The organism is Actinopolyspora xinjiangensis, from assembly GCF_900104475.1.
Taxonomy (GTDB): Bacteria; Actinomycetota; Actinomycetes; order Mycobacteriales; family Pseudonocardiaceae; genus Actinopolyspora; species Actinopolyspora xinjiangensis.
Genome location: NZ_FNJR01000001.1, coordinates 356,151 through 379,254, shown reverse-complemented (window position 1 = coordinate 379,254; position 23,104 = coordinate 356,151). Strand labels below are relative to the sequence as shown.

At 71.0% G+C, this 23,104-nt stretch carries 19 protein-coding genes; 9 read left to right on the top strand and 10 right to left on the bottom strand.

The genetic code is table 11. The annotated features are described in order from the left end of the window. The first annotated feature begins 212 nt into the window (after positions 1–212). Complete coding sequence (locus tag BLQ75_RS01750) at positions 213–3,242, top strand: sacsin N-terminal ATP-binding-like domain-containing protein (RefSeq protein ID WP_092597236.1); 3,030 nt, start codon at positions 213–215, stop codon at positions 3,240–3,242. 281 nt (positions 3,243–3,523) lie between these two features. Here BLQ75_RS01750 and BLQ75_RS01745 read toward each other — a convergent pair whose 3' ends face one another. After that, the gene (locus tag BLQ75_RS01745; RefSeq protein ID WP_244515162.1) at positions 3,524–3,826 is read right to left on the bottom strand and encodes a DUF2530 domain-containing protein; all 303 of its coding nucleotides are present in this window, start codon (positions 3,824–3,826) and stop codon (positions 3,524–3,526) included. A gap of 228 nt (positions 3,827–4,054) precedes the next feature. Between BLQ75_RS01745 and BLQ75_RS01740 the strand changes: the two genes are divergently transcribed. Beyond that, complete coding sequence (locus BLQ75_RS01740) at positions 4,055–4,486, top strand: MarR family winged helix-turn-helix transcriptional regulator (protein ID WP_092596657.1); 432 nt, start codon at positions 4,055–4,057, stop codon at positions 4,484–4,486. Positions 4,487–4,514: 28 nt separating this feature from the next. Next, positions 4,515–5,849: an MFS transporter gene (locus BLQ75_RS01735; RefSeq protein ID WP_092596654.1), complete on the top strand. Its 1,335-nt coding sequence runs from the start codon at positions 4,515–4,517 to the stop codon at positions 5,847–5,849. Positions 5,850–6,254: 405 nt separating this feature from the next. Here the strand turns inward: BLQ75_RS01735 and BLQ75_RS01730 are convergent, their stop codons facing one another. The 3 genes from BLQ75_RS01730 to BLQ75_RS01720 all read right to left on the bottom strand — a co-directional run bounded on the left by BLQ75_RS01730 (position 6,255) and on the right by BLQ75_RS01720 (position 10,157). Further along, positions 6,255–6,884 (bottom strand): superoxide dismutase, encoded by a 630-nt coding sequence (locus BLQ75_RS01730; protein ID WP_092596651.1) that lies wholly within the window; start codon positions 6,882–6,884, stop codon positions 6,255–6,257. Between the two features lie 194 nt (positions 6,885–7,078). Further along, on the bottom strand, positions 7,079–8,575 hold the full coding sequence (locus BLQ75_RS01725) for a glutamate-cysteine ligase family protein (protein ID WP_092596648.1): 1,497 nt from the start codon (positions 8,573–8,575) through the stop codon (positions 7,079–7,081). 274 nt (positions 8,576–8,849) lie between these two features. Then, positions 8,850–10,157 (bottom strand): multidrug effflux MFS transporter, encoded by a 1,308-nt coding sequence (locus tag BLQ75_RS01720; protein ID WP_092596645.1) that lies wholly within the window; start codon positions 10,155–10,157, stop codon positions 8,850–8,852. 392 nt (positions 10,158–10,549) lie between these two features. Here BLQ75_RS01720 and BLQ75_RS01715 point away from each other — a divergent pair, with 392 nt between their 5' ends. The 3 genes from BLQ75_RS01715 (at position 10,550) to BLQ75_RS01705 (ending at position 12,631) form a co-directional block, all read left to right on the top strand. Then, positions 10,550–11,359, top strand: a complete 810-nt coding sequence (locus tag BLQ75_RS01715) for a TrmH family RNA methyltransferase (RefSeq protein WP_211481103.1) — start codon at positions 10,550–10,552, stop codon at positions 11,357–11,359. A 145-nt stretch (positions 11,360–11,504) separates the two neighbouring features. After that, a complete protein-coding gene (locus tag BLQ75_RS01710; RefSeq protein WP_092596642.1) occupies positions 11,505–12,131 on the top strand; it encodes a DUF2537 domain-containing protein in 627 nt (208 codons plus the stop codon). Positions 12,132–12,274: 143 nt separating this feature from the next. Next, entirely contained in the window at positions 12,275–12,631 is a 357-nt protein-coding gene (locus tag BLQ75_RS01705; protein ID WP_170837267.1) for a hypothetical protein, read from the top strand. Positions 12,632–12,772: 141 nt separating this feature from the next. Here the strand turns inward: BLQ75_RS01705 and sepH are convergent, their stop codons facing one another. From sepH to BLQ75_RS01685, 4 genes are all read right to left on the bottom strand, one after another. After that, a complete protein-coding gene (gene sepH, locus BLQ75_RS01700; protein ID WP_092596636.1) occupies positions 12,773–13,786 on the bottom strand; it encodes a septation protein SepH in 1,014 nt (337 codons plus the stop codon). Between the two features lie 236 nt (positions 13,787–14,022). Further along, positions 14,023–14,460: a PepSY domain-containing protein gene (locus BLQ75_RS01695; RefSeq protein WP_244515197.1), complete on the bottom strand. Its 438-nt coding sequence runs from the start codon at positions 14,458–14,460 to the stop codon at positions 14,023–14,025. A 292-nt stretch (positions 14,461–14,752) separates the two neighbouring features. After that, complete coding sequence (locus BLQ75_RS01690; RefSeq protein ID WP_092596630.1) at positions 14,753–16,045, bottom strand: sensor histidine kinase; 1,293 nt, start codon at positions 16,043–16,045, stop codon at positions 14,753–14,755. Then, positions 16,045–16,743 carry a response regulator transcription factor gene (locus BLQ75_RS01685; RefSeq protein WP_092596627.1) on the bottom strand — a complete coding sequence of 233 codons (699 nt, stop codon included), beginning with the start codon at positions 16,741–16,743 and terminating at the stop codon, positions 16,045–16,047. Before BLQ75_RS01685 ends, BLQ75_RS01690 begins: the two co-directional genes overlap by 1 nt. 54 nt (positions 16,744–16,797) lie before the next feature. Between BLQ75_RS01685 and BLQ75_RS01680 the strand changes: the two genes are divergently transcribed. Continuing rightward, positions 16,798–17,259 (top strand): hypothetical protein, encoded by a 462-nt coding sequence (locus tag BLQ75_RS01680; protein ID WP_092596624.1) that lies wholly within the window; start codon positions 16,798–16,800, stop codon positions 17,257–17,259. 89 nt (positions 17,260–17,348) lie between these two features. On the opposite strand, the gene serC is transcribed toward BLQ75_RS01680, so the two are convergent. Continuing rightward, positions 17,349–18,494 carry a phosphoserine transaminase gene (gene serC, locus BLQ75_RS01675; RefSeq protein WP_092596621.1) on the bottom strand — a complete coding sequence of 382 codons (1,146 nt, stop codon included), beginning with the start codon at positions 18,492–18,494 and terminating at the stop codon, positions 17,349–17,351. 298 nt (positions 18,495–18,792) lie between these two features. Beyond that, a complete protein-coding gene (locus tag BLQ75_RS01670; protein ID WP_092597229.1) occupies positions 18,793–19,356 on the bottom strand; it encodes a sigma-70 family RNA polymerase sigma factor in 564 nt (187 codons plus the stop codon). A gap of 200 nt (positions 19,357–19,556) precedes the next feature. On the opposite strand from BLQ75_RS01670, the gene BLQ75_RS01665 reads away from it, so the two are divergent. After that, positions 19,557–20,303, top strand: a complete 747-nt coding sequence (locus BLQ75_RS01665) for a zf-HC2 domain-containing protein (RefSeq protein ID WP_170837266.1) — start codon at positions 19,557–19,559, stop codon at positions 20,301–20,303. A 73-nt stretch (positions 20,304–20,376) separates the two neighbouring features. Further along, entirely contained in the window at positions 20,377–22,638 is a 2,262-nt protein-coding gene (locus BLQ75_RS01660; RefSeq protein WP_092596615.1) for a heavy metal translocating P-type ATPase, read from the top strand. Positions 22,639–23,104 lie beyond the last annotated feature (466 nt).

The following is a 23,104-nucleotide window of genomic DNA, read 5'->3' as shown; positions in this document are numbered from 1 at the left end:
CCCTAGCCCGCCCCCCGGAGGGGGCGTCGGGAGTATCCCGAGGACCGTTCGTCGTGGTGGTGAGGCCGGTCCCTGATCGCCGACCGGTGAACGGGTGTCCTCGCAGGATACAGTGTCACCGCACGAAAGGCCCGGCGAAGCCGCTGTTCAAGAGGACGAAGTTGAGCGATTCAGCAGACACGGGAACGGCGGGCGAGGCGTCCGATCGTTCTCTGACCGAGGGGGACCGCTCCGGCGGTGACCCGCCAGATCCGTTCGACACGGCTGAACTGCGGGCTGCCGTGCTGGCTTCCTGGCGCGGCTCGCCGACCCGGTTCCGGGAGGACGCCAACGCCGAGGAGGACCTCAGGCTGGGCGGTTACCGCGACCGGCTGCTGGTCGAGCTCGCCCAGAACGCCTCCGACGCCGCGCGCACGGCCGGTGTTCCCGGCCGGTTGTCGGTTCGCCTCGTCGATGGTGAGCTGCGGGTGGCCAACACCGGCAGGCCGCTGGACGCCACCGGGGTGGCCGGGTTGACGGCGTTGCGCGCCTCGCCCAAGCGCGCCGAACCGTCGGTGGGCAGGTTCGGAGTGGGATTCGCCGCTGTGCTGGCGGTGACCGATGCCCCCAGGCTGGCCACGGCTGAGGGCGGGGTGGCCTTCTCGGCGGCACGCACCCGCGACGAGGTGGCCGCGCTGGCCGAGTCGAGCGAGGAAACCCCGGCCGCCGTCAGGGAACTCGCGGCCCGAGGGGGCGAGGTTCCCGTGCTGCGGCTCGTCTGGCCGACCGACGAACGTCCCCCGGAAGGCTTCGACACCGAGGTCCGACTGCCGCTGCGCGAGGACGTCGATCCGGGGGGACTGCTGGCCTACATGGCCGAGCAGGTGGTGGACCTGCTGCTGGCGCTGCCCTCGTTGTGCGAGGTCACCATCGGCGACCGGCACTACTCCAGCGCGGGCTCCACCGACGACCGGATGGTGATCCGCACTCCCGATACCACCCGGACCTGGCTGACCGAGCGGGCCACCGGCGAGTGGCCGGAGTCCACTCTCACCGGTGTGGGGGTGGAACAGCGTTCCCACGCGCGTTGGTGGCTGTGCTGGGCGGTCGAACTGGACGGTGACGGTGCGGTACTGCCGCCGAGCACGGACGTGCTGCACGCGCCCACCCCCACCGAGGAGCGGCTCTCACTGCCCGCCCGGCTGCTCGCCGGGGTTCCGGTGGAGCCCGACCGCAGGCGTGTGTCGGATTCGCCCGCGACCGCTGTGGTGCTCGACCAGGCGGCTCACACCTATCCGGAACTGCTCTCGCGGCTGGACCCGCTCGAACGGACCGCGCTGGTTCCGGAGCCGGGGTTCCCGCTGTCGGACACCGACGAGCGGTTGCGCGAGGCGGTCGTCCAGCGGTTGCGCGAGTCGGCCTGGTTGGGGGCGGCCGACGGTTCCACCGTAGCGCCACGGCGCGCCACCGTGCTGGACCACTTCTCCTCCGAGCTGGTCGAGCTGTTGGGGGAGGTGGTGCCCGGCCTGCTGCGGGCCGAGCTCTCGGAACCGGCCCACGCTTCGGCGCTGCGGGCCGTGGGAGTGCACCGCATGGGGGTCGCGGAGCTGGTCGAGGTGGTGAGCGGCCTCGATCGTCCCGCCGAGTGGTGGCACCGGTTGTACGACGCGCTGTTGCCCGTGGAGCGCACCGACCGCACGGCGCGCGAGGAGCTCACCGCGCTGCCGGTGCCGTTGGCGGACGGCCGGACCGTGACCGGGGTGCGGGACCTGCTGCTGCCCGGCGACGGAGCCGAGGAGGCGGTGGCTGAGCTGGCCGAGCTGGACGTGACCGGCCTGCGGATCGCGGCTGCCGAGGCGGTGCATCCGCTGTTGGAACGTCTCGGGGCGCGTTGGGCGGGGGCTTCCGACCTGCTGGACGCTCCCGCGCTGGTCGAGGCGGTGCACAACAGCGTGGCCGACGCCCGTGCCGGTGCGGATCCGATGCGGCTGGCCGAGCCAGTGCTCCGCCTGGTCGGTGAGGCGGGAAGCCGCGACTGGCTGGGGGCGCTGGCGCTGCCGGACGCCGACGGCGAGGTACGGCGGGCCGACGAACTGCTGCTGCCGGAGGCGGCTCTACTGGAGGTGCTCGATCCGCGGGCGGTCGGGCCGGACGCGCCGCTGCGGACCGTCGCGGGCTCCGTGCTCGAACGCTGCTCGCCCGAACGCCTCCGGGCCGTCGGGGTACTGGACTCGTTCGCCGTGCTCGTCGAGGAGGAACCCGACACGCCGCACGAGGGGATCGCCGACGCCGAGGTCTGGTGGCGTGAGCAGGAACGCCTGCGAGGGGAGGAGTGGCCGCCCAGCCGGTTCGTCGGGGTGCGGGATCTGGACCTGGTCGCCGAGGACGTCTGGCCCGAGGCGTTGCGGTTGCTCACCGCGAATCCGGAGACCGCTCGCGCCATGCGAGAGCCCGGCGGCTACACCCCCTGGTGGATCGCTCGCTTCGCCGTGCTCGAAGGTCGTTCTCCCAGGCAGTGGCGGACTCCGGACGCCGAACGGCTGGCCGGCCTCTACGATCCGGTCCCCGACGTCGGCGTCGATCGGGAAACCCTGCGGCTGGCGGGGGTACGTACCGAGTTGACCGTGACCGACACCGCCGATGCCGCCGACCTGGTGGCCCGGCTCGCCGATCCGGAGCGCGGGGTGCGGGCCGGGCTGACGATGGCGGCCCACCGCGCGTTGGCCGAGGCGGTGGCCTGTGAGCGGGTCGATTCCGGCGAGATCGACCCGCCGCGAGCGGTGCGTTCGGTGAGCTCGGCGGTGATCTCGGCCGACCGCGCGGTGGTGCTGGACGAGCCGTGGCTGCTGGGCGTGTTCGAACCGGCCCTGGTGGTGGCGGGTGGGAACTCGTACGAGTTCGACGCCGAGGCGCTCGCCGAGCTGCTCGACCTGCCGCTGGCCTCCGAGCAGGGCGTGGTCGAGATCCTGGGGCAGGGGGTGACGCAGGCTTGGCGGGACGTGGCCAGGGTTCCGGCGGCCTGCGAGCTGCTCGGGGCCGCCGTGCCGTATGGTGAGGTCGAGTTGCGGGACGGTCTGCGGGTGCGCACCTCCGAGGGAGAGCACCGGGTGCACTGGTGGGTCGATGACGGTGGGGCGGTCTACAGCGAGCGCAGTCCCGACGGTCTGGCGCGGGCGCTGGCCTGGACGATGGATCGTTGGCAGGACCGTTTCACGCTGGCCGCGTTGCTGGCCGATCCCGACGCCACGACGCTGCTCCGCTGAGGTGCCCGCCCCGGTGCGGTTGCCGCCGTTCGGTTGCGGAGCGGCTCACCTTCGGGGGCGGCGTCGATTTCTCGCGAGATTTCCGCTCCCGAGGCCGTCGTCGGGAAGCGACCATTCGGTCAAGCGGCGGGGCCCCGGTGCGTGAGTCGGATGCATCGCGAGGCGGGGCCGCTCGCCGTGTAGAGTCGCTACTCACCAGCCGGCCCGACGCCGCGAGACGCCGACTCACGTGCCGGTTAACCGGCCACGTACGCAGTTCCTGCTATGGATTCCGAAAGATGTCAGCCGTCCAGCCCGGCCAGTCCCTGCCAGGAGCCGCGTGAGCCCCGCCGCGAGGCCGAGCGCTGCCAGCGGAACACGCCGTAGCCCAGCACGCCCAGGCCGCTGCCGGTCACGCAGGTCCAGAACCGCACGTCGACCCCCGAGCCCGTCCAACCCAGCATGCCGAACACCACGGCCGCCACCAGCCAGCACAGGGTTCCGGTGACCACGACGGGGGTGGGGCCCGCGAGTCTGCGCGGCAACGGCGGAACCGGGCGCATCGCTGGTGGTCCGGTGGGTGCGCCTTTCTCGTCCGCTGCCACGGTGTGCCGTCTCCCTTCGATGGGGTGGGTGGTTCGGGCGGACGCCTTCGCCGGGTTCCTCCACCCGCTCTGCCCGGCCGGGCGCCGTCCGGAGCGGTGCTGCCCTGGTCCGCGGTGTGGAATCACGCGTCCGGGAGGGCGTCGTCACGGGAACCACCAGCTTACCCGCGCCTCGTGTTCGCCGTCGCGGCGCGGCGGATTTGTCCGGTATTTTGCTAAACTAACGAGGTGTCAGAAACGGCTGAGCGCGAGCGCACCCTGGCCAGCAGACTGCGTATCGCCGTCGTTCGCCTGAACCGGCGGCTGCGTGCGCAGACCGAGTCCAACGTGACGCTCTCCCAGATGTCGGCGTTGGCCTGCCTGTGGCGCAACGGGCCGTTGGCTCCCAGGGAGCTGGCCGCCAGCGAGGGGGTGCAGCCGCCTTCGATGACCAGAGTCATAGCGGCCCTGGAGGACTTGGGCTACGTTCGCCGACGTCAGCATCCCACCGACGGCCGTCAGGCGATCGTGGCGCTGACCGAGGCGGGCAACGAGCGCATGGAGCAGGAGGTCTCCGTGCGTGAGCAGTGGCTCGACCAGCGCCTCGCTGAGCTCACGGACCAGGAGCGCGACACGCTTTCGAGTGCGGCGCGGATTCTCGAACGAATGGCCCAGCGGTGATCCGGGGCCGGAACGGTTGATCGCGTAGATGGTCGAACCCGCCCAGCAGGAGTCCGAGCGGCCGGAACGGGGGCATCGGAAGTCCACATCGGATGATTCGGCTCGCGGGAGCGCGCGCGGCGGGATGTTTCGCTCGTTGCGCGAACGCAATTACCGCTACTACGCCTCCGGTCAGATCGTCTCGCTGACCGGCACCTGGATGCAGCGCGCCGCGCAGGACTGGCTCGTGCTCGAGCTCTCCGGCGGATCGCCCGCCGCACTGGGGGTGGCGGTCGCGCTGCAGTTCCTGCCCAACCTGTTGTTCACGCTCTACGCCGGAGTGATCGCCGACCGGTTCGACAAGCGGCGGATGTTGATCGCGGTGCAGAGCGGGATGGGATTGTGCGGGCTGGCGCTGGGACTGCTCGACGTCGGGGGTGTGGTCGAGCTCTGGCACGTCTACGCGCTGGCGTTCGGGCTGGGGTGCTTCTCGGCCTTCGACGCGCCCGTGCGGCAGTCCTTCGTCGTCGAGATGGTGGGGGCCGCGCAGCTGCCCAACGCGGTCGCGCTCAACTCGATGACGTTCAACCTGGCCCGCATCGTCGGTCCCGCGCTCGCGGGTGGGCTGATAACCCTCATCGGTACGGGGCCGGTCTTCCTGGTGAACGGACTGAGCACCGGTGCGGTCGTCCTCGGGCTGTTGATGATGGATCCGGGCCGGTTGCACCGGACCGCCGGGGCCTCCCGGGAGAGCGGCCAACTCCTGGCCGGGCTGCGTTACGTCTCGCGCAGTCCTCGGCTGATCGTGGTCCTCGTGCTGGTCTGCTGCGTCAGCACCTTCGGGATGAACTTCGAGAACGCCTTCGCGGTGATCGCCCGCAACGTCTTCGAGCGCGACGCGGCCGGGTACGGCCTGCTCATCACGGCCCTGGCCGTGGGCACGCTCAGCGGTGCCTCGTTGGCGGCGCGCCGGGCGGGTGGGCGGCCCCGGTTGCGGTTGGTCTTCGGGGGAGCGGCCGCCTTCGGTGTTCTGGAGGCCGCCGCTTCGCTGATGCCGACCTACCACAGCTTCGCGGTGGCGCTGGTTCCCGTGGGAATCGCGGTGATGACCTGCACCACGGCGGCCAACTCCACGGTTCAGCTGTCCGTGGACCCGGTGATGCGCGGGCGTGTCATGGGGCTCTACATGATGTTGTTCCTCGGCGGTAGGCCGGTCGGCGGGTTGCTTTCCGGGTGGTTGGCGGAGATCTTCAACGGCAGGGCCCCGTTGTTGGTCGGTGGTCTCTGCGTGGTGTTCGCGAGCGTGGTGGGGGCCGCCGTGCTGGCTCGCGGCTCGAAACGCCGGGTGGATTCCGGGGTTGCCGAAAAATACAGGTTAGGCTAACCTAAATGATGTCGCTTCGTGGTGGGAGCGGCAGTCAGTTCGGGGACCGAGAAGACCCCGCCCGCCGGGCGGGGTCTTCTCGCATCTTCAGCGGATGCGGGAGGCCTCCCGCCCGGTCGCCGCGGGAGGGGCGGGCCACTCCCGCGACGGTGTGCCGGGGGAGGCATCCAGCGGCCCGGCGACTTCCCGGGAGACCGCGACGCCGCCGATGCCGTTGCCCGCCCCCACACCTCCCGGTTCCGCGCGGAACCGCCGCCGTCAGATGAGAAGGTCCCTCTCCGGGGAGAGGGACCTTCCCGTCCGGCAGCTCGGCTTGTCGGAGCATTCACTGCCGGGGTTCTGGGGTGTGACCGCGAAGGTGGTCGCGAGCCCTCCGACCCTGCCGTGCTCGGGCCGGTGGCGGGTTCAGGACTGCGGCAGCCGCAGTCCGTTGTACCCGGCCCGCGCGTCGGCGAACCGGCGCGAGACCTCGTCCCAGTTGACCACGTTCCACAGCTGCTTGACGTAGTCGGCCTTCACGTTCTTGTACTGCAGGTAGTAGGCGTGCTCCCAGATGTCGAAGACCAGCAGCGGGGTAGTGGCGATCGACAGGTTGGAGTGGTGGTCACGCAGCTGCTGGGTGATCAGCCGCTGCCCGACCGGGTCCCAGGCGAGCACGCCCCAGCCGTTGCCCTGGATCGTGGTGGAGACGGCCTCCATCTGGGCGCGGAAGTTGTCGAAGGAGCCGAAGTCCTGGTCGATGGCCGCCGCGAGCTCACCGGTCGGCTTGTCACCGCCGTCGGGACTCAGGACCTTCCACCACACGAGGTGCAGCGAGTGCCCCGCGAGGTTGAACGCCAGAGTGGTCTCCAGCCCGACGATCGAGGAGAAGTCCCCCTTCTCGCGCGCTTCGGCGATCTTCTCGATCGTGTCGTTGGCCCCCTTGACGTACGCCGCGTGGTGCTTGCTGTGGTGCAGCTCGTTGATCTCACCGGCGATCGCGGGCTCGAGTGCCGAGTAGTCGTAGTCCAACTCGGGCAGCACGTACTGAGCCATTAACCGTCTCCCTATTGCCGCTGGGTTTCGGTAGCAAGTCTGTCGCAGTTGCAACTTACTAGCAACAGTTGCGGCGCGATCCACTCGGGTGGTGCGTGTCGGTAAGGGAATCTCCGGGACGGGCTCGGCCCCACCGCACGGCGGAAGTAACTCGCCCGCCGGGCGGGGCTGGCTGCCCGCCCGGCGGTGAGCACTCACGTCACCGGCCAGGTGTGCACCGGTTCGCCGCTCTCGCTCAGCTCGATGTAGCGGCGCAGCATCTCGATCAGGGCCGGTTGCCGGTCCCGGCTGCGCTGCAGCCGCATCACCGTCTCGCGCTGCCAGGCGGCGCCGGTCTGCCCCGTTTTGCAGCGCTGTTCCAGCACTCCGAGGTGGCGTTCCCCGATCTCCGCCGAGACGCCGCAGGCCCGCAGGCCCTCGTACGCCATCGGCAGCAGCTTGCGCAGCATCAGTTCGTCGGCCGGGACCCAACCCAGGCCGGGCCAGTACAGCCGGGAGTTCATCCCGTGGCGGGCACCGCTGTAGAAATTCTCCTCCGCGGCGGCGAACGACATCTGGCTCCACAGTGGCCTGTCCTGTTCGGCCAGCGCGCGCTGCGCGCCGTAGAAGAACGCCGCGTTGGCCAGCATGTCGATCACGGTCGGTCCCGCCGGCAGCACCCGGTTCTCCACCCGGAGGTGCGGCACGCCCTCGGCCAGGTCGTAGACCGGTCGGTTCCAGCGCCAGATCGTGCCGTTGTGCAGCCGGAGCTCCGAGAGGGTCGGTGCCCGGCCGGAGTTCAGCGCGGCCACCGGGTCCTCCTCCTCCGACTCCGGCATCAGCGAGGGGAAGTAGCGCACGTTCTCCTCGAACAGGTCGAAGATGGAGGTGATCCAGCGATCGCCGAACCACACGCGTGGACGTACGCCCTGGTTCTTCAGCTCCTCGGGCCTGGTGTCGGTGGCCTGTTGGAACAGCGGAATCCGGGTTTCCTGCCAGAGCGCCTTTCCCAGCAGGAACGGTGAGTTCGCCCCCACGGCCACCTGAACTCCGGCCAGGCACTGCGCCGCGTTCCAGTGGGCGGCGAAGTCCTCGGGGGCCACCTGCAGGTGCAGTTGCACCGAGGTGCAGGCCGAGGAGGGCAGAATCGACTCCGCGTGTGAACGCAGCCTCTCCTGTTCGCGCTCACCGAGCGGGGTGCCCGCCATGTGCAGCAGTATCTCCTCGCCGCGTGCCGCGCAGATCTGCTGGTTGAGCAGGCCGTAACGCGCGGGGTGCGACAGCCAACGCGGATCGAAGTGCGAGCTTCGCAGCGTCGGCAGGGTTCCGATCATGACGAGCTTCGCCCCGGTGTCGCGCGCCTTGCTGTCCGCGTTCACCAGTGAGGAGCGCAGCTCGTCCTCGAGTTCGAGAGCCCCCCGCCCCGCCAGCACGCGTGGTCGGACGTTGAACTCCAGGTTGTGTTGTCCCAGTTCGGTCGTGAACGAAGGATCGCCGATCTTTTCCAGTACCTCGGCGTTGGACATCGACGGGTTCATGCCCTCGTCCACCAGGCTCAGCTCCATCTCCAGACCCATCTGCTGGTGAGGGAAGGAGAAGTTGCCGTCAGCCAGCATCCGGGCCAGCGCGTCCAACCCGCGCTGCATCTTGTCCCGGTACCGCTGCCGATCGCCCGGTCTGAACGCCCGACTGATTACGTTCTGCTTTCCCATGCCGCGTCACCCCGATCCAACGGTGTGCACATCGGCAGCTTCCGTGCTGGTCAGCGCCGGATTTCACAGTGGCACACCTGCGATGGCGGATGCCAGCGGCCAAAATGGTGGCACGATCTGACGAACGAGGGAGGCATGGGAAAACGCTGCGTGTTCAAGGTTCTTCGCGGGTGAGACCGCTATGACGTTCGCGGGCCCCGTACTGGCGAATGCCCCCGGTCGGGTCGATTCCGCCGCTCTGTCGTGGGGCCGGGCGCGGCGGAACCGACCCGGCTCAGCCGGAGGAGGGAACGCTCCGGACGGCACCCCGCCTGCCCAACGTGAGATGCACCGTCAGCGAGGCCAGCACCACACTGAACATCACCAGCGCCATGGGAAGTGCCGAGCCGACTCCGCCGAGACCGACCAGTGGGGCGGCCAGCGCGCCGACCACGAACTGCAGGACGCCGAGCAGGGCGGAAGCACTGCCGGACACCTCCTGTCGTTCGGCGAGCACGAGCATCGTGGTGTTGGGCATCACGAAGCCGAGGCTGGAGATCATCACGAACAGCGCGACGAGTAGGAAGGGCAGCGGCAGTCCCGCCACCACGGTGACGACCAGCAGCAGCCCCGCCACGACGGCGGCGCTGAGCGCGCAGAGCAGCAGCTGGGACTCGGTCGCGACCCTGCCCACGAGCCGCGCGTTCACCTGTCCGCCCGCGACCAGGCCCACGGCGTTGCTGCCGAAGGCCAGGCCGTACGCCTGCGGGGAGAGGCCGTAGATGTCCTGCAGCACGTACGAGGAACCGCTGATGTAGGCGAACATCGCCGCCATCGCCAGTCCTGCCGCCAGCGCGTTGCCCAGGAACGACGGGCTGGCCAGCAGCCCGGTGAAGGTGCGCGCGGTGGAGCCCGCCCGCAACGGCTGGCGCCACCGCCTCGGTTTCGTCTCCGGCAGGGCCAGGACGGTTACCAGGAACAGCACCACCGAGAAGGAGGCCAGTACCACGAAGACCCCGCGCCAGTCGGTGTGGTTGAGCACCTGACCGCCGATGACCGGCGCGAGTATGGGGGCCAGGCCGGTGACCAGCATCAGCGACGAGAAGAACCGGGACGCCTCCACACCGGAGTAGAGGTCGCGCACCGAGGCGCGGGCGATCACCATTCCCGCCGCCGCACCGAAGCCCTGCAGGAAGCGCAGCGCGGTCAGCGCGTAGACGTCCCCGGACAGCGCGCACAGCACGGAGGTGGTGAAGTACAGCGCGAGCCCCACCAGCAGCGGTCCGCGCCGCCCGACGGCGTCGCTGACCGTTCCCGCCACCAGCTGTCCGAACGCCAGCCCGAGCAGTACGGCGGTCAGCGTCAGCTGGCCCTGCGCAGAGGTGGCTTCCAGCTCCCGGGTCAGTTGCGGCAGCGCGGGGACGTACATGTCTATGGTCAGCGGTCCGAACGCCGTCAGCCCTCCGAGGATGAGGGCGAACCGTGCCTTGCGCCGCAACCCGGAGTTGTCCACCCCGCTCGTTTCTCCGGTAGTGGTGCGCGTGTCACCGTTCCCGTGGTCGCCGCTGATCTGACGGGTGTCGCTCGGTCGCGCGTCACTCATGGGGGCCTTCCGTGTTCGGGTACTCGCACCCGTTGACCACGAACGCGTGACAGGAAGCGGTTATGCCCGCCTCGTTCGCATGACTAAGTGATCCCTGTCACGAATCCGAATGTCGAAAGGGAGGAGGAGCGCTCGGCCGACGGTCGGCGTCGGCGGTCACGCGCGTGATGCGAGGATACCGAGGAGTCCGCGCGAGGCGGACCCGTGTCCGACCGCTCCTCGGCACCCGACTCGCCGCCTCGGCACCGGCCGCGGCCCCCGAGACGTGCGTCCGCGAGGACTTCTCCGACGATGCCCGGGCCGCCCACGCCAGGAGGATGGCCGGAGCGGGACCGGCGGAGGCCCCGCCGGGGCGAACACCCTGTCAAACCGAGCAGAAAGCTTCAACTAGCGTGGCCAGGCTGATCGAGATAACCGATGCGCAGGACCCCGCCGTCGACGACTTCCGCGATCTGACCACCGCCGACCGGCGTCCCGACCGGCCCGGCGGTCGCGGACTGGTCATCGGCGAGGGCAGGCTGGTGGTCGAACGGCTGCTGGCCTCGCCCTACCCAATCCGAGGACTGCTGGGGGAGCGCAAGCGGATCAACACCCTCGAACCGCTCCTGCGCGACCTCGACGTGCCCGCCTACATCGTCGAACCCGAGACGTTGGCCAAGATCGTGGGCTTCCACCTCAACCGAGGGGTTCTCGCGGTGGCGGACCGCGCCCCCGAACCGGACCCGGTGGAACTGATCCGGAACTCCCGCAAGCTGGCGGTGCTGGAGGGCGTGGTCGATCACGAGAACCTCGGAGCCATGTTCCGCAACGCCGCCGGGCTGGGGCTCGACGGCGTACTGCTCGGCAGGGGCTGCTCCGACCCCCTGTACCGGCGCAGTGTCCGGGTGTCCATGGGACACGTGCTGCGCGTGCCCTTCGCCAGACTCCCCAACTGGCCCGGTGATCTGGAACTGCTGGGCAGCCACGGGTTCAGGGTGGCGGCCCTGGCGCCCCGCCCCGACGCCGTTCCGGTCGGGCGTGCCGATCTGGCGAACGGGAAGGTGGCCGTGCTGATGGGGTCGGAAGGGCCGGGTCTGAGCGAGGAGGCGCTTCGGGTGGTCGATCTCACCGTCGGCATCCCGATGTCGCGGGAAGTGGACTCGCTCAACGTCGCCGCCTCGGCGGCGATCGTGTTCCACGCGATGCGTGAGGAGGATTCGTGAGGCCGTGACCTGCTGTCCCGTTGTGGCGGTCGGGTGAGTAGAGCGGATCGCGTCCTGCCCGGAGACGGCCACTCCGGGAGCCGACGGAGTACCGCTGGTCCCGCCGGAGAGGTGCGGGCCGAGGGATGCGTTCAGGGGGTACGTGATGCCGGGGGGCGCGGCGACGGTCGCGGACGCGGTGGAGCTGCGTGTCGAACGGGGAAGACCGCTGTTCGTCGAGCTGGACGGTCGGCTCGGCCTGAAGCCGGAGCACGTGGGGATTTCCCCCGCGCTCTGCGCGGTGCTGTACGAGTGGGCCGAGGTCGTGGAGCGCGTCGTCCGCGGCGAGATCGCCGACAAGCGGGCGGTGGAGACCGTAGCGCGTCGTGGGGAGCGGCTGGCGGGCCGAGTGGCCGACGAGTTCGGCCGCGAGGTCCGCTACCGCGATCCGCTCACGGGCGAGCGGCGGGCGGTGCCCGCCCCACGGGGCGACTCGCTGTCGCCCGGTTCCGACCCCAGGCGTGAGGTCACCGATCCCGCTGCCCGACCCACCGGGCTCGCCGTCAGCGTGTCGCTGGCGGCGCTGGTCGCCGTCGTCCTGGTGGTGGTTTCGCTGGGGCTCGGTGAGGTGAACCCGGTGCTGGGAGTGGTGATCAACGTGGCGATAGCGGGAGGACTGGCCCCGTCGGTCTGGCTGGGACGGAGCGTGCCCACCTGGCGATGGGTGGCGTTCGGGGTGGTGCTCGGTGTCGGCGCCTCCTGGGTGGTCCTGCCGCTGAGCCTGCTGGGTTGACCGGGGAGCTCCACCACCCCGATCACGGTTTCGACGCGCTCGGATCCGCTCGGTGACGAACCGAGGGATTACACCACCGCCCCGGCCGTCCCCGGGGGCGGTCAGCGTGGTTCCGACGAACGCCGTTGGGCACAATCGAGGACATGTCACCGTCCGCGCGCGTATTGTTCCTGGTCGGCGTAGTCTCGATCCTCGTTGCCCTGTTCGTCGGGGCGGTGCTGCTCGGGGTGGGATACGTCACTTGGATCGCGGGAACGGTCGGTGCGGTCTCCATCGCGGCGGGATTCGTGGCGTGGGCGCTCTCCCCCGACTCCGGCGGCGGTAAGTCCACAGGGGACGGTGTGGTTCCCGTTGCCCAGCGTCCCCGCAACAGGTTCATCGGCAGATCGCTGCCAGGGGTGCGGGACCGCATCTGGCAGCGGCACCTGGAATCGAAGGGTGAGCCCCGGGAGGGCGAAGCAGAGGACCCGGAACGGGAGTCCCCGCGACCGGAGAGCTGAGCCTCCGCCCCGGCCAACGGGTGCCTGGGACCTCGGGGCGGATGGTGAAAACGGACCCCCCGTCCCGACAGCACCGGGCTCCGGAGCGGAAAGCTCCCCCGACGGGGGAGTCCGCCGTCGAGGCGCGGAGGCCGTCCTCGCTCACCGGTTCGACCTCACACCGAGCAGCACGTCCTCCCAGGAGGGGACGATCGGGTGGTTCTTGCGGCCCTCGCCGAAGGGCTCGTCCTCCTCGTCGAGGTCCGCCCGGTCCATGTCCGCGATGTCCCCGGAGGCCGTATCCGCCTGCTGGGAGCCGCTCTCGGGGGGCGTGGAACCGTGCTCGGCGTCGTGGGGCTGGGAAGCCGAACCGAACAGCGTGCCCGTCGCCACGGTGGGAACGTGCGGAGTGCCACCCCCGGAGCTCTCGGAGCGGTCACCCCGATTGTCCGGCTCGGTGGTGTGTCCCAGCAGCGGAGTCGCGGTTTCCCCACCGGCGGTGGGCTCCGCTTCCGCGTCCTCCGACTCGGAGTGGTCCAGTTCCAGCGCTTCCCTGGCGAGCTCGGTGACCGGCCGCACCGTCCGCAGTGGCCGGTTCGGCGCCGGGTCGAGCAGGTCGAGGGCGTCCTCGTCCAGCGCGGCGATGGTGCCGCCCTGCGCCCCGGGGTGGAAGGTCCAGTGCGCGGTGTTCTCGGTCCGGCCCGCCTGCCAGCGCAGTGTGACCACCCACTTGCCGTCCTCGCCGCGCCAGGCGTCCCAGCTGGTCTCGCTGTAGTCCTGCCCGCGCATGCCGAAGGTGTGCGAGATGATCTCACCGAGGGTCTGCACGTCCGGCCCGCCCTCGCGGATCGGGTGCGCCTGCTGCGCCCGTTCCGCGACCTGGGCGCGTTCCAGTAAAACCGGGTAGGCGTAGCGTTCCACCCGCTGCTGCGGAATCCCCGCCTCCGCGGCCACCTCCTCGACGGAGGCCCCCGCGCGGACCCGCGCCTGTATCTCGCGCGGCCGCATCTGGGCTTCGAGCTCGATCTGTACCTGCCCGAGACGGGTGAGATCACCGCGGGCCGCGGCGCGGAGTCGCTCGTCGGCTGGCACCGCGAAGCGTTCGCCGTTGTCGGGGTCTTCACACACGACGGTCTCGCCGTCTTCCTCAAGCCCGACCACTCGCAGCGTTCGCATAGGTGCCTCCCCGCGCCTCCCGCTGATTTCAGATCACCAAGCTATAACGATAACTCGGCGGGCACCGTTCGTGTGGACAGACGCGCCGAGTTCCGTGCCCGCGATCCTGCCGGAAGGGGGAAGCGACGTGCATCCGTGGAAATACCCTGATTCCACGCCGGGAGCCCGCCGCGCTCCCGGACAACGGCGGCCGGGGCGCCCGCTTCCGGCGCGGGCGCCCCGGCACGACAGGGCACTCAGTCGTCCCGGTCCTCCTCGTAACCGACGACGTCACCGTCGCGCGCGTCCACCGTGACCTCGTACTCGGTGTTCGCCTTCCGCAGCTCCAGCTCCCACTCGAGGCCGTAGCAGCGATCCAGCTCCACACTCGTCACCCGCGCACCGGATGGAACCCGCTCCGAGGCAGCGCGGCGCGCCCGCTCGCTGTCGATCTTCGGGTCCTCCGAGGTGCAGTCCTTCGGCGACGGGCCACGGTAGCCGTGCCACGGCCCGGTGTGGATCTCGTCCCGGTCGGGCCCGGTGTACCCCGGCGCGGACACCTCCCGCACCGCCGGGGAGTCGCCCTCCGACGAGGTGGTTCCCTCCTGGTCGTTCCCGCTTCCGAAAGCCGTGGCGGTGCCGCCCAGGGCGAGCACCCCACCGGCGATCGCCACGGCGACGACCGACTTCTTCACACCCGGCAACTTCGTTCTCCTCTCCCGGTGAGAACCGGACGACTGTCGCTGCCGGAGTACAAGGTCGCAGCGCGGAAGCTAAGCGGTCCCTGTCCGAACGCTAAAACCGGGTTAACGGTGAGGTGGCCGAGTCCGTCGCCGGAGTGGTGTTCCCGCGCGGCGGGCACGTCGTGGCCCCGGGGTCGAAACACCGCAGCCCCTCCGACGACGTCCCCGTGCCGGTGGACGACGCCGCGCCGATCGGTGGCCCCGTCCGGCTGGCTGGCCCCGATCCGTGCTGGCCGCGGCGCCCTCACATCTCGGGCACGCCGAGGTCCACGACCACCCGCGCTCCTCCGTGCGCACCGCTTCCCAGCGTCACCGACCCTCCGGAGTCCCCCGCCGCGCGTCGCACGATGTCCAGCCCCAGACCGCTGGAGCCGCTGCCGCTGGCTCCCCGGTGCAACGGATCCCCGGACAGCTCCGACTCGCCGAAACCGGCACCGTCGTCCGCGACCACCAGCCGTACGAACCCTTCTGCCGCGAACAGCCGCACGTCGAACCCGACACCGTCCTGGGTGTGGGCGAAGACGTTGCCCAACAGCGCGTCGACGCAGTCGGCCAGTTCGGACGCCTCCAGCGCCACCGGCAGCGGCCCGTGTGCGATTTCCACCCGCATCTCGCGTTCGGTGTCCTCTGCCAGCACCGACCAGAATTCCACCCGCTCGGAGACGACGGTCACCGCGTCACAACGGGGCGGGGAGGTCCTCGTGGCACCACGTTTGCCCGCCTGCTCGATTATCCGGGTGACCGCCCGCTGCAACGTGTCCACGTGTTCGGTGATCCGCTCGGACTCCGAGCGGTCCCGCAACGCCTCCGCGTCCAACCGCAGCGACATCAGCGGGGTGCGCAACCGGTGCGAGAGATCGGCCACGTGCTCCCGCTCGGCCGCCAGCAGCTCGCGGATGCGACCGGCGAGGTGGTTCAGCGCCGTCGCCACCTCCCGCATCTCCGGGGGAGACTCGATGCGTGCCCGGGCCTCCAGCTCCCCGTTCGCCAGGCGGTGGGAAACTCCGGAGAGCTCCTTGGTGGGCCGCACCAGAGAACGAGCCAACCGGTCCGCGACGAGCACACTCAGCCCCAGCAGCACCACGCCGAGCCCCGCCAGCAGCAGCCAGGCGCGGTGCACCCCGCGCAGCAGTTCCCGCTCGCCGACCGCGCTGCGGATCACCGCTCGTCCTCCCGAGGAGTCACCCACCGAGACCAGGACGGCGACCCCGTCGCCGGTGTCCACGGTCAGGCTGCGTCCCCTGGCTGCCAGCCGCACCGCCGGGGTGCGCGCGGCCTCCGCGCCGAGCCTGGTGCCGTCGGCCAGGAAGACGGTCAGCGGGAACCTCCCCTGGGCGTTGGCGCGCTGCACGCTCAGCTCCAGGGTGGACCTGTCCGCGGTGCCCACCACCGAGGTCAGGGCCTGCGCCTCGGTGGTCGCGGTGTTCACCGCCCGGTCGGAAGCCACCGTCCGCACCAGCACGGCCAGCGGGATCAGGAAGGCCACCAGCACCAGGGTCGTGGTGGCGGCCACCAGCAGCGCGATGCGCCTGCGCATCAGCGGTCACCGGCGTCGTCCGGAGCGGTCAGCAGCACTCCCGCACCGCGAACCGTGTGCAGGTACCGCGCGTCACGCGCGGTCTCACCGAGCTTGCGGCGCAGCCAGGACACGTGCACGTCCACGGTTTTGTCCGCTCCCCCGTAGGGGAGTTGCCACACCTCGGTGAGCAGTTCTCGCTTGCTCACCACCCGTCCGGCCCGCGCCGCGAGGTAATGCAGCACGTCGAACTCCCTCGGGTTGAGGTCCAGCGCGGTTCCGTCCAGGGTCGCCGAACGCGTGGCGGGGTCCACCCGCAGCCCGCCCACCACGAGTGCCTCCGGTCTGCCGGTTCCGGCACCGTCCCTGCGCAGCACCGCCCGGATCCGGGCGTCCAACTGCCCCACCCCGAACGGTTTGACGACGTAGTCGTCGGCTCCCGAGTCCAGCACGGACACGATCTCGTCCTCGGCGCCGCGCGCGGTGGCCACGATCACCGGGACCCGGCTGGCAGCGCGCAGCATCCGCAGCATCTCCCGGCCGTCCAGGTCCGGCAGACCGATGTCGAGCACCACGATGTCGGGTTTGTGCGTCACGATCCGGTTCAGGCCGTCCATCGCGGTGACCGCCGAGGTGACCGCGTGCCCGCGTTCACCCAGTCCGCCGCTCAACGACGCGCGAAGAGCCGAATCGTCTTCGACAAGCAGCACCTGCGCCACCGTTGCACGGTAACCGGCATCGGAACGCCTTCTCGGCTTGGCATAGTGGTGCCCATGAGATCTCCCACCGGAAGGGCCCGCACGGCGCTGGCCGTGCTGGGGTGGTGCTGCGCCGCCGCGCTCGCGGTGGGGGTGGGACTGGCCGCCGTGTCCGCCCTGGGACGCGGCATCCTCGACGGTGGGCCGCCGATGACCTCCCCGGAACAGGTGCGCCGCGAGCTCGCACGCCCCGCCCCCAGCGCCGGCGGGGACGGTTCCGAGCGGCCCGATCCGAGCGGTGCTGGTTCGACGGAGGTGGACCGGACGCCGGGAGGAACGGTGACCGCCGGTTGTTCCGAGGACGAGTTGGCCTCGTTGCGATCCTGGAGCCCCGCTCAGGGGTTCCGGGCCGGTGACGTGCGGGACGGGCCGGCCGAGGAAGCCGAACTCACCTTCGAGTCCGAGGAGACGGAAGTGGAGATCACCGTGGTCTGCGACGGAACGAGGCCACTGGTCTCCACCGAGATCGACCGGTGAACGGGCGGACCCGGGCGGTTCGGCCCGTCGCCAGGGAGGTCGGCCGGTCCCCCGGGGAGGCTCGGCTCCCCGGGGAACGCCGGGCCGGTTCAGCCGAGCTTGCCCACGATCCAGTCGATCGCCTGCGTCAGCTTGGTGACGTCGTCCGGCTCGACCGCGGGGAAGGTGCCGATGCGCAGCTGGTTGCGCCCGAGCTTGCGGTACGGCTCGGTGTCGACGATCCCGTTCGCGCGCAGCGCCTTGGCCACGGCGTCGGCGTCGATCGAGTCGGCGAAGTCGATCGTGTTGACCACCTGGGAGCGCTTGGCCGGATCAGCCACGAAGGGTGAGGCGAACTCGGATGCCTCGGCCCACGAGTACACCCTGCGCGAGGACTCCCCGGTGCGCCGCACGCACCAGTCCAGCCCGCCCTGCTCCAACATCCATTCGATCTGGTCGGCCAGCAGGAACAGCGTGGCCACGGCCGGGGTGTTGTAGGTCTGGTCCTTCCGCGAGTTGTCCAGCGCCGTGGTCAGCGACAGGAACTCCGGAATCCAGCGGTCGGAGCCGCCGATCTCGCCCACGCGCTCCAGGGCCGCCGGGCTCATCGCCGCGATCCACAGCCCGCCGTCGGAGGCGAAGCACTTCTGCGGCGCGAAGTAGTAGACGTCCACGTCGGCGGGGTTGAACGGCAGACCACCCGCGCCGGAGGTGGCGTCCACCGCGATCAGCGAGTTCTCCGAGCCCGCCGGGCGGGTGGGGGGCAGCATCACACCGGTGGAGGTCTCGTTGTGCGCCCAGGCGATCAGGTCGGCGCTCGGGTCGGCCACCGGCTCGGGGGCGTCGCCCGGCTCGGACTTGACGATGATCGACTCGTCCAGGAAGGGGGCGGACTTGGTGGCCTTGGCGAACTTCTCGGAGAACTCGCCGTAGGTCAGGTGCAGCGCGCGCTGCCGCACCAGGCCCAGCGTGGCGGCGTCCCAGAAGGCGGTCGTGCCGCCGACACCGAGGACGACCTCGTAGCCCTCGGGGAGGGAGAAGAGCTGGCGGAGACCTTCCCGCACGCGTCCGACGAGCGATTTCACCGGTTTCTGCCGGTGAGAGGTGCCCATCACGTCGGCGCCCTGGTTCGCGAGCCGGTTCAACTGCTCCGGCCTGACCTTCGACGGTCCGCATCCGAACCGCCCGTCGGACGGGATGAGCTCAGCGGGCAGCCGCAGCGTCGTCGGATCGATGTTGGTTTCGGCCTGCGTCATGCCGGCGCCTCCGGTCCTTGTTGTGTTGGTTTCGGCCCGTTCGAGGGCCACTTGCGAACATTCACGAAGTTGGCCAGATGACCGGCGCCGTTGCCGGCTCAAGCACGGCGGGGCACACACCGCCGGCGCGGTCGGACGGATCGCGTCACCGTGCCGCCGGTGTGAACCAGCCGCGGGCAACTTACTGCGTCCACTGCCCGGTTGGCTACAGCGACGAGCCCGGTGTCACCCGAGCGAAGCCGCCCCGTGACGTGCCGCCGTCCCGGGCTTCGCCGGGGGAGTCCGGTGGAACGTCCGCTCAGCCACCGCGGCTCGCGTTGTGATCGGTATCATACTCGCTGAGCTGTTCGATCAGGTCGGTGCGCGCCCTGGCCACGCGGGAACGGACCGTGCCGATCCGGCAGCCCGCGACCTCGGCCGTCTCCTCGTAGCTGAGCCCGACGATCTGGGTCAGCACGAACGCTTCCCTGCGCCTGGAATCGAGCGCCTCCAGCGCGCTGCGCAGCGCGTAGCCGTCCGACACGCTGGTGGTTCGCGGCTGGGCCCGTTCCGCCGCGAGCTGCCAGTCCGCGAGGTCGGCGGGACGTGGCCTGCGGTCGCGCTGCCTGATGTGGTCGGCGGCGACCCGGCGTGCGATCGACATCAGCCAGGTGCGGGCCGAGGAACGACCTCGGTAGGAGGGCAGGGAGCGGAACGCGCGCAGGTAGCACTCCTGGGTGAGGTCCTCCGCGACGCCCGGGTCGGCCAGATGCCGCAGCAGCTGCCACACCTGGCGCTGCGTGCCGCGCACGAACCTCGTGGCGGCGTTGGTGTCCCCCTGCTTCGCCGCCAGCGCGCAGCGTGTGAGTTCCTGGTCGTCCACGCCCATGTCCAATGAGTTCTCGGGGCCGGGCCCGCTGCCACGGTCGTCCGGCCCACTCGACCGCGTGAGCCGTCGCGGTCGGCCCGCCGCGTGCGAGCCGCCGTCACCGTGCAGAACCATACGCGCGTCCGGAGTGATCTCCGGCCCGGGCGCCGGGAACCACACGGGGCTCGCGGACGACCAGTACGGACGTGGACTGCGTGACGAGTGTCGAGATCCTCTCCGCCGAACTCGACGGTGCGGCCACCGAGGAGGAGTCCCGGCGGGCGCGAAGGCACCTGGAGGGGTGCGTGGAGTGCCGCTTGCGGAACGACCGGTTCCGCGCGCTGCACCGGGCGGTGCGGGTCATGCCCGCCGAACCCGGTCCCGACGTCACCGACGCCGTGCTGCCCGCCCTGCGGCCCGGGCGGCTGGACCGGCTTCGCGGCGAGGCCGGTGGGCGATTGCGCGTGCTGCTGCGCTGGGCCCTGGCCCTGGTGGCGGTGGTGCAGCTGGTGGTGGCGCTGTTGCAGCTGACCGGAGTGGAGGTTCGCGTCGGGGCCGAGGCCGCCCGGACGACGATGCCGCACATCGATCACGAGACCGGCGCCTGGAACGCGGCCGTGGCCGTCGGGCTGGCCTGGGTGGCGTTGCGCGCCCGGCACGCCGCGGCGCACCTGCCGGTGCTCGCGAGCTTCACCGGGGTGCTCGGTGCGCTGTGCCTGCTGGACCTGCTCACCGGTCGGGTGGGTCTCGAGCGGGTGGCCTCGCATCTGCCGGTGCTGCTGGGCCTGGTGCTGGTGGCGGTGCTGGCGCTGTTGAACGGCCCGCACGGGGCGCCAGCTCCCGCCGCGCGCGCGTCGTCCGACACCGGCCCCGGATCGGGCGAGGCTCCCGAACCCTCCGAGGCCGAGGTCGAACCGCTCCGCTCGTCCCCGCCTCCGGTCGCCCGGCGGGAGAGTGCCTGAGACGTGACGGGCGACATGCTTCAGGCTGGGGGGAGCTTCGCCCGTGGCGGTGAACCGCACGAAAGGTGGTCAGATGACGACGTCCGCGGACACCTCAACCGAGTCCGTCGAACAGCTGCGCAGCGTCGAGCTGGCCGTGAGCGGTATGACCTGCGCGGCGTGCGCCAACCGGGTGGAACGCAAGCTCAACAAGCTCGACGGGGTGCGGGCGAGCGTGAACTACGCCACCGCCAGGGCCAGTGTGACCGCCCCCACCGAGGCCGGGGACGAGCTGCTCACCGAGACGGTGGAGAAGGCGGGCTACGGTGCCGAGGTGCTGCGTCCGGCGGAGAAGCCCGGTGACGACTCCCGGCAGCGGCTGCGGGACCTGTGGCGCAGGCTCGTCGTCTCGGTGGTGCTGTTCGTCCCGCTGGCCGATCTGGCGATCCTGTTCACGGTGCTGCCCGAGGCGCGCTTCCCCGGCTGGCAGTGGCTGGTCATCGCGCTCGCGCTGCCCGTGGCGGGCTGGGCGGCCTGGCCGTTCCACCGCGCCGCGCTGATCAACGCCCGGCACGGTGGCTCCTCGATGGACACCCTGGTCTCCATCGGGATCGTCGCGGCGAGCGTGTGGTCGCTCTACGCGATGTTCGCCCCCAGCGGGGCGCCCGCCGACGCCTCCGGGCTGTGGCTGCTGCTCAACACCGACGGCGCGGCATACCTGGAGGTGGCGGCCGGGGTGACCACCTTCGTGCTCGCCGGGCGCTACTTCGAGGCCAAGGCGCAGCGCAGGGCCGGCGGCGCGCTGCGGGCCCTGGCCGAGCTCGGGGCCAAGACCGCCCTCGTGGAGGACGAGGACGGCACGCGGCGCGAGGTCCCGGCCGAGCGGCTGCGGGTGGGGCAGCGCTTCGTCACCCGTCCCGGTGGAACCATCGCGACCGACGGGCGGGTGATCCGGGGCGGTGCGGCCGTGGACAGCAGTTCGATGACCGGCGAGTCGGTACCCACCGAGGTCGTGGCGGGCGACGAGGTCACCGGCGGCACCGTGGTGTCCAGCGGCTGGCTGCTCGTCGAGGCCACCAGGGTCGGCCGGGACACCCAGCTCGCGGGCATGGTGCGGCTGGTCGAGCGGGCGCAGAGCGGCAAGGCCGCCGTGCAGCGGTTGGCGGACCGGATCTCCGCCTACTTCGTGCCCGCCGTGCTCGGGCTGGCGGTGCTGACGCTGGGGGGTTGGCTGCTGCTCGGTGGTTCCGCCGAGCGTTCCTTCACCGCCGCGCTGTCGGTGCTGGTCATCGCGTGCCCCTGCGCGTTGGGGCTGGCCACGCCCACCGCGCTGATGGCCGCTTCCGGGCGTGGGGCGCAGCTCGGCATCTTCCTCAAGGGATATCAGGCGCTGGAGTCCAGCAGGACCGTGGACACCGTGGTGTTCGACAAGACCGGCACGGTCACCACCGGCAGCATGACCCTCGGCGAGGTGCACTGCGTCGCGGGCGCGGCGCGGCGGGAGGCGCTCCGCCTGGCCGGAGCGCTGGAGAACGCCTCCGAGCACGCCGTCGCCGCCGCGATCACCTCGGCCGCGCGTGCCGAGCTCGACGGTGCGGAGCTGCCCGAGGTGTCGGGGTTCGTCAACGAGCCCGGCCTGGGCGCGCGCGGTGAGGTGGACGGGCACCGGATCCTGGTCGGCCGGGCCAAGCTGTTCGACGACAGCGGGATCACCGTTCCGGAGGACGTCCGGCAGCGGGACGCCGAATGGCAGCGCACGGGTCGGACCACCGTCCTGGTCGGGCGCGACGGCGTCGTGGTGGCGGTGCTGGGGCTCTCCGACGAGGTCAAGCCCTCGGCCGCCGTCGCAGTGAGCGAGCTGCGGCGCCTCGGGGTGCGGACGGTGCTGCTCACCGGTGACAACGAGGCCACGGCGCGCGCCGTCGCCGAGGAGGTCGGGATCGGCGAGGTCGTCGCCGACGTGCTGCCGGACCAGAAGGTCGAGACCGTCGAGCGGCTGCGCGCGGAGGGGCGCAGGGTGGCCATGGTCGGCGACGGGGTCAACGACGCGCCCGCGCTGGCCACGGCGGAACTGGGGTTGGCCATCGGAGCGGGGACCGACGTGGCGATCTCGGCCGCCGACCTCATCCTGGTCCGCGAGGAGCTCACGGCGGTGCCGGACTCCGTCAAGCTCGCTCGGCGGACGCTCGGCACCATCAGGGGGAACCTCGTCTGGGCGTTCGGCTACAACCTCGCCGCCGTCCCGTTGGCCGTCCTCGGCCTGCTCAACCCGCTGATCGCGGGGGCGGCCATGGCGCTGTCCTCGGCGTTCGTCGTTTCCAACAGTCTGCGGCTGCGGCGCTTCTCCCCGTCGTGACTCCCCGCGAGGAGCGGGGCCGGACTCGCCGCCGCCTCGTCCCGCGCGGCTCCCGTGGGGCTGTTCCCTACGGGGTGCCGTAGCGGAGGCTCCGGGGTTTCTGGGGGATCTTCCCCGAGGCGCGCCGGCCGCATCCGCTGTTCACTGGGGACAGTGTGTGTCCCGTGAGCGCCGTGCGGGCTTCCCCGTTGCGGGAGGAAGTCGGGAACGGTCGGTCGTGCCGCGCGTGCCGACGTGTTCGCCGCACGAGACGAGTGCCGGTGGGTGATCAACTCGGCTGATCTCCCGTTCGTCCTACGGGTGACACGTGCTGCGTTCCGTGCTCGGAGCGTGACGTTAGGCTCAACCAGGCAATCGACATACCACTATGGGGGAATCACGTGAGTTTCCCGAACGGGTCGCAGCGGACCGCTGCCTCTCCGGCGGAACAGGGCGGAGCGGACGGACAGCACGGCTCCGCCGGACA